This is a genomic window from Minwuia sp. IMCC3060 (genome assembly GCF_029909435.1).
In the GTDB taxonomy this organism is placed as follows: Bacteria; Pseudomonadota; Alphaproteobacteria; order Minwuiales; family Minwuiaceae; genus Minwuia.
This window is the reverse complement of record NZ_CP123782.1, coordinates 1,512,517-1,526,064: the sequence shown is the minus strand read 5'-3', so window position 1 is coordinate 1,526,064 and position 13,548 is coordinate 1,512,517. Positions and strand designations below refer to the sequence as shown.

Here is a 13,548-nt window from a genome sequence, read left to right as displayed (position 1 = left end):
TGGTATGGAAGCACTTGTGGACGAAGGCGTTCAGGTCCTTTCGGAGCAAGGCCTCCAGGACATGGCGCCTATTCATTTTCACTCTCCTCGTCCGGACCGATTTGGCCCTCTTTGTCTTCCGCTGTCGCTGCATTGCCCCGCGCCTGCGACCGACTTGAGCTCAGGTACTGTTCGAGGATTGCCTGATCGTCTTCGGCGAGCCCGGCGTCACTGTCATGGACCAGCGCCTCGCCGTTGAATCGCGCAGCAAGATCGAGCAGGCGGTTCAGCGAACGGGCATCGCCGTTCAGCGCCTTCTCGCGCAGCCGGTACAGCGCCGCCTGCTGGGATGTGAGCGTTCGGGCTTCACCCCTCTCCTTCACCCGGACGGCCGCATTCAGAATCTCCAGGACGTCCGTCTGGAAGTTCCGCTGGCCCTTCGGCCGGCCTTTCGGGTTGCCGGACTGACCGGGCCTGAAGCGCGAGCCTTTCGGCGGGCGGCCGTAGCCGACCTTGTCGTCATCGTCCTTGTCGCTCATTTGCCTTCCTCCTCTGCCTGCTCGGCCAGCCGTTCCTCGAAGGACTGCCCGCTCTCCGCATCCGTGATCGCCGCCCCGAAGGCGTTCCGGCACCGTCGGAGAGCCACGTCGACATAGGCCGGGTCGAGTTCCATCGCGGCGCCGCGCCGACCCGTGCGCTCGGCGGCCACCAGTGTCGTGCCGGCCCCGGCAAACGGGTCGAGCACGAGATCACCCCTGTTCGAACAATCCAGGATGGCGTCGGCGACCAGTCCGACGGGCTTGACCGTGGGATGCATGGCAAGCGCAGCGTTGCGGCCAGCGCCGAAGCTGTTGGCACCGGCGTGATCCCAGACATTGGTGCGGTAGCGACCCTGGGCGCCGAGCGCGACATTGTTGATATGCGCTGCGGTGCCGACCTTGAAGACGGCGACCAGCTCGTACTTGGAACGGTAGAGCGCGCCCATGCCGCCATTCGTCTTGTTCCAGACGCAGAGATTCTTGAGCTCGCTGTAGACGTCCCGGCCCACGCTCAGCAGAGCATGGACGTGGCGCCAGTCCATGCAGACGAAGTGGATGGCGCCGTCGGCGCTGACCCGGGCGCAGTTGCCGAGGGTGGTTTGCAGGAAGGCCACAAACTCGGCTTCCGACATCTCGCCACTCGCCATGGCAAACTCGCGGTGGCGATGACGACCGAGGCCCGAGACGTGCCCGCCGATCGCAACATTGTAGGGCGGATCGGTGAAGCACAGGACAGCGTGTTCGCCATCAAGCAGCTGTTCATATGCACCCGGTTCACGGGCATCGCCGCAGAGCAGGCGGTGACGACCGCCGATCAGCCACAGGTCGCCCGGGCGGGTGACGACCGATGCGTCTGCCCCTGCGTCCGGGATGTCGTCGTCGCCGTCAAGGGCGGGGCCGTCTTCACCTTCCTGGAGCAGCAGGTCGATCTCGCCCATCTCGAAGCCGGTGACCGTCAACTCCAGGTCCGCATCGACCAGGCTCTCGATTTCCAGGGCAAGGAGTTCACTGTCCCAGCCTGCGTTCTCGGCGATCCTGTTGTCGGCCAGGGCAAGCGCGGTCTTCTGCGCCGCTGTCAGCCCGGCGAGCCGGATGATCGGGACAGTGGGCATTCCCAGCAACCTCGCCGCCTCCATGCGTCCGTGGCCGGCGATGATCCGATCCTGCTCATCTGCCAGCACAGGATTACAGAACCCGAACGCGCGGATGCTGGCTGCGATCTGCCCGATCTGTTTCGCCGAATGCGTCTTTGGATTACGCGGGTTCGGCTTGAGCCGGTCGAGGTCAGCCTCGGTGACCTCGAGGTCTCGTACCAGCCGGCTCGGCGTAAAGTTCCGGCATTTCGCAGGAGCCGCATGGCTCCTTCTCTTTCTCTGATTCACCATCGAGTTTCTCCTTCTCGGGTTTTCGAGAACGGAAGCTAGACAACTGATCCAGGAGAAAAAATTGGTCCGGTTCACTCCGGACAGGTTTACAAGGCTCGGGTGTGGCTACTGCTTTCTCGGCCGGCCGGGCGGGCGAAGACCCTGCAATTGTCCAGCCATAGCCTCTATCGGTGGCAGCCAGCCCTCCCCCGGCCACTGCTCATAGGGAAGAGGTGCCAGCCAGTCTGCGGGCGCAGCCCACATATTCGGCCCGAACACTGGCTCAGCCATGGCGCGCTCCGGAACAAAACCCTGGCCCCATAACCGGATACGCTCGGCCTCGCAGATGAAGCGCTGAAAATCGACCGCCAGGCTGTTGCCACTCAATTCGTCGGCAGCGAACCGGCCCCCTCGAAGCTGCCAAGCGGCCCACAAGTGGGAGACGGAGCCGAATTGCCGTCGATAGTTCATCAGAGCTGAGCGACCGGTCCCGCGAGCCGACCCCGTTTCTTGTTCGACAATGGAGGTCGCGCTCTTCCAGGATGCCAAGGCCGGATCGGAATTATGGAGAGCAATCAGTACCTTGGTGATCTCGCCCGTGGCCTGACCCGCCCACCAGCGATCCTGAAGGTCGTCAATCAGGGCACCGCCCGAAGTAATGATCCGGCGTAGCTGATCTTCGCTCAGCCGCCCGCCACGGCGATAATACTCTTCGAGAGGCTGGGCCAAGTATCCACTTGTGAAAGTGGCGGCTTTCCGGCGCTCGGATTCACCCGTCCCCGGATAAAGCATCGTCCCCATCGTTGCCGCAAAGGGCTCTGGATGGTCGAGAGGTAGTTGCAGCACGGCTTGACTCCGACGCGGTCGCTGGTTCGGCTCGTCGAGGCCAACCCTGTTGCAGTTTGAAAAAGCCGCGTCGGACGGCTTTTTCACTGAGCTCCCTTTATAGCGGATCTTGCGAGCGAGCGCCAAGCGATGCATCATCCGAAAAAGTCGGGAGCGCACCCAGCCGCTTGCCTATGGGCTCGTTGCGGCATTGCCAACTCAGCCTCCTTCAACAAACCAATAATGTGCTCTTCCGACAACCTCATTCTCTTCATCTCGTCCGTCCTTCTGTCAGGGCCGGACTCTAATCGAGAATGGAGAAAAATAAGGGGGGGGCACGTCACCGCGACCACATCATATTTGCTATGACAATGCCTGATTTATTAGCCTCTGACCGAAGATACAAGTAGCCTAGAATTGGCATAGGGGACAAAATGACAGAGAAGCCAGATTTCTTGATACAAGGTGAACCTGCGCGGCTGTTTCCGATCGTCGCAGATACCAGCCGTGAGAACCGCATTGCATCGATTTTTTTATCGCTTCTTCCACAAATCCCATCACTTGCCCAAGCGGTTTTGGACACAGCGGGATTGCGGGTTGGCAAGCGAACAAGAATCGAGACCTTTACTGAAGTGGTTCTGGTAAAGGGCCCCAAACCGCAGAGCAGGCCAGACGGCCTGCTGATCGTATCCACGGGGAAGACCTCCTGGTCCGCCCTGATCGAGGCCAAGGTAGGAAAGGCTAAACTCGATCAAGAGCAGGTACAGCGCTACGTGGATATGGCCAAGGCGAACGGAATCGATGCCGTAATTACGATTTCCAACGAGTTCGTGGCCAGAGCAGATCATTCGCCTGTCACGATCCCCAGCAAGTTACTTCGGAAAACGAGTCTTTTCCATTGGTCATGGACGTGGATAGCGACCCAATGCGAAATTCTGGCTGTCCAGGACGTGGTCGAACGACAGGAGCAAGCTGCTCTGCTCAATGAGTTTCTCCGATTCCTCAACCATCCTGGTACTGGCGTAGAGCGCTTCTCCCAGATGGGCCCTAACTGGAAGGATCTCGTGCAGGCCGTGACCAACAATGGCACTCTGAATAAATCTGCACCGGAAGTTGAAGAGGGTGTCGGATGCTGGTTTGAAGAAGGTCGCGACCTCAGCCTTCAATTGTCGCGACATGTCGGCCAATCTGTCGAATCGGTCATTGAGCGGAAGTTACGGGATGATCCTGCCGCACGCCTCAGGGCCGGCGTCGCCGAGTTCGTCGAGGACCATTGTTTGAACTCTACCTATCGGATTCCTGACAGCGCAGCAGATATTGAAGTCAGAGCCGACCTGACCCGCAAGACCGTTTCGGCCGCTATGAAAATCAAAGCACCTCTCGACCGAAAATCTACAACGGCTCGGGTGAACTGGTTAATCCGCATGCTTAAACATGACGATCCGCGTATCATCGTGCGCGCTCATTGGCCTGGCAAGACTCCAGCCACCCAGAGACCAATCTCAGTGCTTCGGGAAAGCCCGAACGCACTTCAGACGGAGAACAAGAACGCGACGCCACACTCATTTGAAATCCTGCTGATCGAAAGTCTCGGCAAGCGATTCGCCGGGCGACGTACCTTTATCGAAGATGTCGAACGCATCGTGCCGGACTTCTATGACCTTGTGGGTCAGAACCTCCGCGCTTGGCAGGCTGCGCCACCAAAGCCCGTAAAATCACGCACAAACACCGACGAAGATGATCTAAAGACCGAAAGCGTGGAACAGCTAGAATGATCAGCTTCCATGGAAAGGCATTGTCGGGACGTACCAGTCCGGTGCTCTGAGAGGGACCAGGCTAGTGGACTTCATCAGGGCCAGCGGTCATTTGTACCGCGTACAGAGGTGGCCCGGCAAATCTGAACAGTTGAGTTAGGTGGATTTTCTGCTCCCAATCCGGCAGCGTTGCCGGGACGAAGGAGCGAAGATGACAAGACGACCCAGGCGGAACCACAGCCCTGCCTTCAAAGCGAAAGTCGCATTGGCGGCGCTGAAGGGCGACAGGACGATGAGCGAGCTGGCGACGCAGTTCGACCTGCATCCCAATCAGATCAAGCAGTGGAAGGATCAGCTGCTTGAGGGCGTAACGGGTGTCTTCGATGACACGCCAAAGGCCGCGAAAGAGCCGCAGATCGACGTAAAGTCCCTGCACGCGAAGATTGGCCAGCTGGCGCTGGAAAACGATTTTTTAGAGGGCGCGCTCGACAAGGCCGGTCTGTTGCCGAGCGCAAGGAAATGACGGGCCCGGACCACAGGCTGAGCCTGACACGGCAAGCCCGGCTTCTCGGGATCAGCCGGGGCAGCCTGTATTACGCGCCGCGCCCGACCAGTGCGGCGGACCTCAAGCTTATGCGCAGAATTGACGAGTTGCACATGGACTACCCGTTCGCGGGCAGCCGTATGATGAAAGGGTTGCTGCGGCAGGAAGGCTTCACGGCCGGGCGGCTGCACGTGGCAACCTGCATGAAAACGATGGGCATTGAGGCGCTCTATCGCAGACCGAACACCAGCAAGCCTGCGCCCGGTCACAGGATCTATCCCTACCTGCTGCGCAAGCTGGCCGTGACGCAGCCCAATCAGGTCTGGGCCATGGATATTACCTACATTCCCATGGCCCGAGGGTTCGTCTATCTGGTCGCCGTTCTGGACTGGTTCAGCCGCAAGGTTCTGGCCTGGCGGCTGTCGGTGACGCTGGAAACAGCGCCGTGTCTGGAGGCCTTGAATGATGCCCTGCGCAGATATGGCAAGCCGGAGATCATGAACTCGGACCAAGGATCACAGTTCACGTCCATTGACTTCATCAAGGCGCTGAAGGACGCCGACATCCAGATCAGCATGGATGGCAAGGGCGCTTGGCGCGATAACGTGTTTGTCGAACGGCTCTGGCGCAGCGTCAAATACGAGGAGGTCTATCTGCACGCCTATGAAAGCGTGTCAGCCGCCCGACAGGGCATCGACCGATACCTGACATTCTACAACACCAGAAGACCGCATTCATCGCTGGAAGGGCAAACGCCCGATCAGGCATATCACATCAAGTTGCAACCAATCCCGGTCGCGGCATAACCAAGCGGAAAATCCACCTAAGAAACGGCTCGAAACTGTTCAAACGAACCGAACCACCTCTGTTCATACATGCTCCCCTTAGAGTCTGCAGTTACAGGTTAGCCCTGTTCCACCACGGTACCGTGATCAGATTCCGCAATCCCGCATTGTGCAAGATAGTAAGCAATGCCGTCATAGGCCTCTGGTGGCCGCGTCGCGTCGCTCCCGTCACCTTGGGGAACAAAGACCACCATGCCCTGTCGAGCTCGCGTGAGCAGCACTCGGTATGCGTTCTTCAGAAATAGCTTTCGATCTGCTTTCCCGACGCGCTGCCAACGCGTGCCCACAAATTTGTGGGCGGCCCAGGCCTTATCTCGGCGCAGATCCAAATCCCAACAGACGCACGTCCAGTCCAGCTCTAGTCCCTGTATGTCGAACTCGGTAGCGACCTCTTCAAGCGCATAGGCCGAGCGAACATCATCTCGGGAGTTCAGAAACCAATTGGGCGGATCGATCTTCTGCCGTGGATTGATGCCTTCTGGCCGGAGGCGATAACCGCCCGAGGAAGCGACCAGGCCATATCGCTCAGTGCCACGGGCATGAGTCTTCAACCATGCTCGAGCCTCATCAAGGTCTCGCGTTATCCTGATTGGATATGTGGTCTTGATGGTCTGGTATAAGTCGTGAGCATCTTCGGGCCGGTTTTTCAGCACATGACCAATAAACTCAGAAACCGCCTCGGAACGAAATGAGCGAAGAGAAACCCCAAGGTGCAGTGCCTCTGCAATGGTCACCTGCGTTCGCTGAAGGGCTTGTCGCGCCTGCGGTGTCCAGATGTAATCTGGATCATCAAGTCGGTGGGACACATAGACGGACCATTCGGGGAAACTCCCTTGAAGCGCCTCCACCCACTCGGATAGCCCAGCTTCCCCGGTGTTGATCTCCTGCCCTCCCCCGACGAGACAGACGATCACGCTCCAGTCCTTGTGCCGGTCCATCACGCTGATGAGGAATTCAGGCTCGGACATGTCAAAGTCTTGGACTTGCCGTTTGTCGCGCATGAACCGGCTGGCCTGATCTCGGGTCCAGGCGCGCTGTGCTTCATCAAAGATCACGATCCGCTCATGGGGCGGGCTTTCGTCGCGAATGGAGTCGTCGCGAAAGTGATGAATGTTCTGAACGAAGCTGGCAACGCGTCTTCTCGATTCACCTATCCGGATCCCGTTTCGGCTTGCCTGATCCCGTGCGAGAGCCTCCCGAAGAATGTCGACCAATGGCCCATTGCCGGAGAGGAACACTGCAGCCTCCTGCCCTTCGGCTTCGGCGCGTTGTGTCGCGATGTTGAGCCCTGCAAGCGTCTTGCCGGCACCCGGTACGCCTGTAACAAAGCAGATCGCATGTTCGTTATTCTGTTGAGCGCGTTTCACAACATCGTTGATGAAGTCCGTTGTGGACGACAAGTTCGTGGCACCTGCATCAGACCGGGAGATTTCCTGGACGTCGTGATCCCGATATAGGGCTTGAGCAGCTTCCACGATGGTCGGCGTCGGCCGATACCCCGACTGAAGCCAGGCGGCAGGATCCAAACTTGGCTCGCTATGTTGCAGGAGCAGTTCGGCAATCGCCTGCCTTAACCCCTGCCCTCCCACACGCAGCGGTTCGGCCACCCTGTCGTCCGCGAGCGACAAATAGCGTTCAGATTGTTCAGGTGCCTCGGTAGCGATCAGGATTGGTATCAAGAGCCGGTTATGACTTCCAAGGTGGAAGTTCTTCAGATCGAGACTGTAGTCGTGGACCTGGTCGATCCCAGCTCGATCGAAGCTAGTCGACCCAACCTTGAACTCAATGACGAAGACGATGCCTTCCAAAAGCAGCACAGCGTCAGCACGTTTCCCCATCCGTGGGATGGCGAACTCCAGGAACAATGTTGCATCAGGAAACCCTGCGAGCTCTCGCTTCAGCATGTCAATCTGGCCGAGCCAGGCATCTCTCTGGGCAAGGTCTACATCAAAGCCATGAGCACGAGCCAAACGCCCCAGAATATGGTCCGGGTTGATATCAATGAACTCGCGGATGGTGCTCTCAAAATACGCGTGCTTAAGCATCTCTATCCAATGTCATCTGGGTTGGCTTTGGCAAGAGACGCATATTCTTCGTCCGGGTTTCCGGTGGGCAACGCCCAATCTCAATCAGGAAGTCATCGCAGACGGTCATAACGCGAGGTACGCTCTAACTACTCCGCCGAGGAACAGCACGGCGGAGAAGATTGCCAGTGCAACCGCCGTGCGCATTTGCCAATCCGCTCGTTTCCAATTCAAATCGATTTTCGATTGAACCTCGGCGAGACGCTCCTTCATCTTCTCCTTGGTTGCCTCGTCGGCAACGCGATCCGCGCCATTTGAAATGTCGATCTTCTCGCCGCCGAGCGTGCCTATGGTTTGCAATCGATGTCCTTGAAAGTACCCAGCCATCGCGGCCCCCAAAGCCAGCATCAGGCCACCGATCAGATAGATCATCGCCGCCAGGATACCCAGCTCGTCTGCAAAGTTGCGATCCGGCGATGTGTAGAGCGCGGCAAGGGTAATCAACGCGCCCGAATTTAGCACCATCAAGCCTTTTAGAACGAAGATACCCATCGTGATGGCCGCATCAAACCCGGCTTTGACGCGCTCACGCTCGTCGGTGCGGCGGGCTTCGCGATCTCGCAGCCATCGCTCGTTGTAAAACGACTGCTCAAGCCGAATATCTTCCGGCGTCCAATTTCGCTTGTCACTCACGCTGGAACCCTTAAATCAAAATGAACCGCCCCGGGATTGCCGCAGGCTGTTTCATTTGGGTCATGCGACCATATCGAGGGTCTCTCGGGCGGCATAGTAGTTTGCTTCTGCCTCGGCGGGCGGGATGTGCCCGATGGGACCGAACAGGCGGTGGTTGTTGAACCAGTCGACTGACATGACCCCCTGATTTTCCTCCAGTCTTGATTAGAATCCGGCCCTGACTGCTCCGCTCCCCAAGTCTGGACCACCAGCATATGGAATTTTCCGGCATTGTCAGAGCAATCTGACCCCGGCGCAGCAGAGCCATATCTGGGTGAGGTCAGATCGCCAACTGTCGCCATTCAGCAAGCGCCGCATCGCGGCGCTGCCTGAAGTCGGTCCGACGGGTGAGATAACGATCGAGGTTGAAGTGGTTGTGGATGGCGGCGTGGACGGAGACAAACTTCTGTAGCGTCGCCGGACTTCGGAATCGCTGCATGGATCGTTCCCGTCGTCGGAACGGCTGATGGGAATTTTCCGCCCGGTTGTTCAACCATCTCGCCGTATCCTGGCGGCCAGCGATGCCGAGGTCCGAAAGCGCCGCGCGGTAGGAACGAAGGCGGTCGGTGACGATACTTCGAGGTGAGCCGAACCGCTTCAACGCGCGCTTCAGGAAATCCAGCGCAGCCCTGCGATCCCGCGTCTTCGTGACATGGACTTCCAGTACCTCACCTTCATGATCCACGGCCCGCCAGAGATAGCGTCGCTCGCCGTTGACCCAGACGAAAACCTCATCCATGTGCCACCGCCACTGGATGTGCTGACGAGCCGTTCTCCGCTGCTTATTGCGAAGCTCGGCCGCGAACACCGGCCCGAAGCGGTTCCACCAGAACCGGACGGTCTCATGGCTGATGTCGATGCCCCTTTCGTGCAGAAGGTCTTCGACCTGGCGCAGCGACAGCGGGAACCGGATGTAGAGCAGGACCGCAGTGCGGATCACCGCTGGCGAGCTGTTGAAATAACGGAAAGGATTACGCATCCTGAAAGCCTACCGCGACCACATCAGATTTGCTCTGACAATGCCTATATTTGATAACATTATTATCTGGAAAAATAGGGGGGGGGGGGAACTTTGTCGGTTACATCAAGCAACCGAAAGCTCGCAAAGAAACTAAGAAAGTGTCTGGCCAAACTGGCAAAAGATACCGGAGGAAAATACCAAGAGCAGACAGCGTCAGGTGGACGGATGATTTCGAAATGCGTTTGGGATACCGTATATGGTTTGAAGTCCTTTTCTGTAATTTGGCATAGCAGTGTCTCAGACCGAAACTATGCAAAGAAAATTACTGGCGAAATTCGTAAAAAAATTCACGAGATACCCGGACTAAGTTTTGATGCACAGCCCAAGTCTAATCTTGGAAAGATTAACGTTGATACTGATGTAGTTCATTCAGGACGTTTCTATCTAGTCGTCTCGGCAGAGTTTCGTATCACAAGCGCCTACACATTGTATATGTCTCGCCTTAGTGAAGCCGCTTTAGAACAAAATATCATTAAGCGATGGTTCATTAGGTTAGATGCTTGGACAAATTGGTACGGCACGCGACGATTTTATAAAAATGGTAAGCTCGGATGGACTGCAAGAGAACTCGAAATAATGCAAGCTAGGCGAAGTCAGGAGGAGGATCGCAATGAAGATCAGTGCAATGTCGGCAATTGCAAAGATTTATACTGACGTGACCCCCTGATTTTCCTCCAGTCTTGATTAGAGTCCGGGCCTGACAGAAGGACGGACGAGATGAAGAGAACGAGGTTTTCGGAAGAGCAGATTATTGGTGTGCTGAAGGAGGCTGAGGCTGGTGCGAAGACCGCCGACCTGGCCCGACAGCACGGGGTGTCGGAAGCGACGATTTATAACTGGAAGTCGAAGTATGGCGGGCTTGATGTGTCCGATGCCCGGCGGCTGAGGTCTCTGCAGGATGAGAACGCCAGGCTGAAGAAGATGCTGGCAGAGCAGATGCTGGACAACGCAGCGCTGAAGGATCTGCTTTCGAAAAAATGGTGACGCCTGCCGCGAAGCGGGAAGCTGGACACCCGCAAAATCCTGGCCGATTTTGCGGCGGTCTGATTCACTACCTCCCTGATGGTACGGGAGGATCGGATGCGTCAGCGGGGACTGTTTGGACTATCGGAGCATCTGGAAGCATTGAGCCGGGACGGCGATCCACTGGAGGTGCTTGATGCGACGGTCGATTTCGAGCATTTCCGGCGCTGGCTGGTTGAAGGGTTGGGCTATGGCGATGGTCGCAAAGGCGGTCGCCCGCCATTTGATCCGGTATCGATGTTCAAGGTTCTGATCCTGCAGGCGCAGCACAATCTGAGCGACGCGCGGATGGAGTTCATGATCCGGGACCGTCTGTCCTGGATGCGCTTTCTCGGCTTCGATCTCGGTGCGCCGACGCCGGATGAGAACACCATCCGGCTGTTCCGCAACAAGTTGACAGAGACCGGCACGCTGCAGCGGGTGATGAAGGCGTTTGACTGGCAACTGCACAAGAAGGGCTATATCCCGATGTCAGGCCAGATCGTGGATGCGAGCCTGGTCCCGGCACCGAAGCAGCGCAATACCGACCCCGAGAAGGAGGCGGTGAAGGCTGGCCGCACTGCGTCCGAGATCTGGCCCGACGAACCGAACAGGGCGGCGCAGAAGGATACCGACGCGCGCTGGACGCTGAAGGTGGGCGGCAAGGTCCGCACCCGGCCCGACGGCGTGCCCTTGCCGATGATCGCGTTGCCGGTCTTCGGCTACAAGTCGCACATCAGCATCGACCGGCGGTTCGGCTTCATCCGCGGCCAGGCCGTGACCTCGGCCTCGGCGCCGGATGGCCGACAGTTACAGACCGTGGTCTGCACAGACAACACGTCCGGCGAGGTCTGGGCCGACAGCGCCTACCGCTCGCGGCGCAACGAGAAGTGGCTGGCAAGCCGGATGCTGGTCAGCCGCATCCACCGGCGCAAGCCCGCAGGCAAGCCGATGCCGAAGGCCACGGCCCGCGCCAATGCGAAGAAGTCCTCGATCCGCGCCCGCGTCGAGCATGTCTTCGCCCACCAGAAGAACCGCTACGGCCTGTTCATCCGGACCATCGGGATCAAGCGGGCCGAAGCCAAACTGACCCTGGCCAACCTCGCCTACAACTTCGACCGTCTGATCTTCCATGAACGCAGAGCCGCCACAGGATGAGTCCGTCCAGAACGCCGGTCACCCACCAGCCCGACGCCAGATCAGGCCGTCGGAACCGGAAACCACCGGTTCAGAACATCCGGGTGCAGGCCGTGTCTTCCACTCGGCGAAATCATCGGGTTAATGCGGGTGTCCAGCTTCAACGGTCGCATGCGCGACGAACTGCTCAACGAGACGCTGTTCCTCAGCCTCGCGCATGCCCGCGTCGAGATCACTGCGTGGGTGGAAGACTACAACCGGGAACGGCCGCACTCGTCGCTTGGATACGAAACACCGGCGGCATTCGCCGAGGAACTGGACAGGCAATGGCCTGCTTCGCTACGCCCTGCGGGCTCCGCTACGAAGGCCATTGCCACAACCGCGCTCATGCGCAACAAAACCGCCTGACTCTAACTCCAGCCGGGGGAAAGCTGGGGGTCACGTCACACCTAACTCAACTGTCCAGATTTGCCGGGCCACCTCTCTCCTCACCGGCCAGGAAAATATGAGCGAAAAACTTGAACCAAAAACGATTCGGTTTTTAGGTGAGTCGCAGATCACTTCCTCATGTTGACGTGCGGAACGGCAAGCTACATATTGGACAACGGATTTTGCCACTACGTCCGGAAGGCACTTTTAGCTGAGAGCTGCAGTTCGGGCATCTTATGACTACTTTTGGTGCCGTTTGCGAGGCGTCAGAAGAAACCTTTTCGTTCCACTTGAGCTTTGGTTTTCGAATACGTTCATGTGCGGGTCTCGCTCCGCTGAGGTTCTGTAGAGTTGTTTTGACGTCAGCGTATTTTGTTCTCTAAAGTCTCATCAATATCTCATGAGTTGGATGAGAAATGTTGTAATCCGCTTCGAGCCGCTCAAATATTTTTAGAAGCAACCCTGCCGTCATCTCCGCATCCGAACGCGCTCTGTGGAATTGTCCTGAATGTGAAATGCCCAAGACATTCACCAAGGTTCCTAATTTGTGATTGGGCGAATTAGGGAATAGTCGACGTGCGACGAGCATTGAACATGCAAAATGTTTTGGCAGCTGTCGACCAGACAAACGGCATTCATGTTCGTAAAATTTTTTATCGAAACTTGCGTTGTGAGCGACAATCTGAAGAGGGCCAACGAAATCGCACAGCTCTCTCATCACTTCTTTTGATGAAGGTGCTGATTGAACCATAGCATTCGAGATGCCAGTTAAGTCAGTAATGAATGCCGGTACGTGTACGCCCGCATTCATCAAACTTTGATAACGAGATAAAATTTTTCCGTCTTGCACGATGACGGCAGCGACTTCAGTCACTCTTGCCCCTTCATCTGGGGAGAGACCGGTGGTTTCGAAGTCAAATACTACCATAGGCTTCATATTTTACGCTCCGACTTTCCCGCATTCAAAATAAATTACCGTGCGTATTCAAAAATTCCGATCCTATCAAGTTATTCGGCTTCATTGGCTACCTATTTCAGGTTTCGCCATTTAACTTCCGGATTCGTTTCGGCATCAGGTGAGGGCTCTAACGGTTCGGGTTCATGGCTTTGCTGGTCTCCCGACCTTTGTGGGACGAAACCAATAGTTTTGTAAAAGTAGAGCCCTGTTCCGGGGATGCCAAAAGATATCCACTTTCGGCCAGCGCCGGACACACCAATCCGAATGCCAGGAATTCCCCAGCTCCAACCAATTCCGCTTCTCGTGACATTTGCATTTACCCCCCCGCCAAGGCGGAAACGTTTGAACCACCGCCAAGACACTATAAGGCTTCCCGAACCAATATGGAGGGTAGT

11 protein-coding genes and 2 pseudogenes are annotated in these 13,548 nt (G+C 57.2%); 6 read left to right on the top strand and 7 right to left on the bottom strand.

Annotation, left to right across the window (positions count from 1 at the left end; translation table 11 throughout):
• Positions 1-68: 68 nt before the first annotated feature.
• From QGV54_RS07220 to QGV54_RS07210, 3 genes are all read right to left on the bottom strand, one after another.
• Positions 69-518, bottom strand: coding sequence for a DUF5681 domain-containing protein (locus QGV54_RS07220; protein WP_281020125.1), 450 nt, complete (start codon positions 516-518; stop codon positions 69-71).
• Positions 515-1,903 (bottom strand): DNA methyltransferase, encoded by a 1,389-nt coding sequence (locus QGV54_RS07215; RefSeq protein ID WP_281020124.1) that lies wholly within the window; start codon positions 1,901-1,903, stop codon positions 515-517. Before QGV54_RS07215 ends, QGV54_RS07220 begins: the two co-directional genes overlap by 4 nt.
• A 105-nt stretch (positions 1,904-2,008) precedes the next feature.
• Entirely contained in the window at positions 2,009-2,854 is an 846-nt protein-coding gene (locus QGV54_RS07210) for a hypothetical protein (protein WP_281020123.1), read from the bottom strand.
• Positions 2,855-3,141: 287 nt separating this feature from the next.
• On the opposite strand from QGV54_RS07210, the gene QGV54_RS07205 reads away from it, so the two are divergent.
• Both QGV54_RS07205 and QGV54_RS07200 read left to right on the top strand, forming a co-directional pair.
• Positions 3,142-4,482, top strand: coding sequence for a hypothetical protein (locus QGV54_RS07205; RefSeq protein WP_281020122.1), 1,341 nt, complete (start codon positions 3,142-3,144; stop codon positions 4,480-4,482).
• A 190-nt stretch (positions 4,483-4,672) separates the two neighbouring features.
• A protein-coding gene (locus QGV54_RS07200; RefSeq protein ID WP_281020121.1) for an IS3 family transposase occupies positions 4,673-5,811 on the top strand; the annotation gives its coding sequence in 2 pieces (ribosomal slippage) (positions 4,673-4,937 and positions 4,937-5,811; 1,140 coding nt in all).
• 98 nt (positions 5,812-5,909) lie between these two features.
• Here QGV54_RS07200 and QGV54_RS07195 read toward each other — a convergent pair.
• From QGV54_RS07195 to QGV54_RS07185, 3 genes are all read right to left on the bottom strand, one after another.
• Positions 5,910-7,895 (bottom strand): DUF2075 domain-containing protein, encoded by a 1,986-nt coding sequence (locus QGV54_RS07195; protein ID WP_281020120.1) that lies wholly within the window; start codon positions 7,893-7,895, stop codon positions 5,910-5,912.
• Between the two features lie 105 nt (positions 7,896-8,000).
• Positions 8,001-8,567: a hypothetical protein gene (locus QGV54_RS07190; protein ID WP_281020119.1), complete on the bottom strand. Its 567-nt coding sequence runs from the start codon at positions 8,565-8,567 to the stop codon at positions 8,001-8,003.
• 319 nt (positions 8,568-8,886) lie between these two features.
• A complete protein-coding gene (locus tag QGV54_RS07185) occupies positions 8,887-9,585 on the bottom strand; it encodes an IS6 family transposase (RefSeq protein WP_281020118.1) in 699 nt (232 codons plus the stop codon).
• Between the two features lie 93 nt (positions 9,586-9,678).
• Here QGV54_RS07185 and QGV54_RS07180 point away from each other — a divergent pair, with 93 nt between their 5' ends.
• From QGV54_RS07180 to QGV54_RS07165, 4 genes and pseudogenes are all read left to right on the top strand, one after another.
• The gene (locus tag QGV54_RS07180) at positions 9,679-10,281 is read left to right on the top strand and encodes a hypothetical protein (protein WP_281020117.1); all 603 of its coding nucleotides are present in this window, start codon (positions 9,679-9,681) and stop codon (positions 10,279-10,281) included.
• A gap of 63 nt (positions 10,282-10,344) precedes the next feature.
• A pseudogene (locus tag QGV54_RS07175) lies at positions 10,345-10,631 on the top strand (transposase); the annotation flags it as partial.
• 76 nt (positions 10,632-10,707) lie between these two features.
• Positions 10,708-11,787: an IS5 family transposase gene (locus tag QGV54_RS07170; RefSeq protein WP_281017739.1), complete on the top strand. Its 1,080-nt coding sequence runs from the start codon at positions 10,708-10,710 to the stop codon at positions 11,785-11,787.
• Positions 11,788-11,916: 129 nt separating this feature from the next.
• Positions 11,917-12,174 (top strand): annotated as a pseudogene (locus QGV54_RS07165) (transposase); the annotation flags it as partial.
• Between the two features lie 400 nt (positions 12,175-12,574).
• On the opposite strand, the gene QGV54_RS07160 reads toward QGV54_RS07165, so the two are convergent.
• The gene (locus QGV54_RS07160; protein ID WP_281020116.1) at positions 12,575-13,132 is read right to left on the bottom strand and encodes a 3'-5' exonuclease; all 558 of its coding nucleotides are present in this window, start codon (positions 13,130-13,132) and stop codon (positions 12,575-12,577) included.
• Positions 13,133-13,548 lie beyond the last annotated feature (416 nt).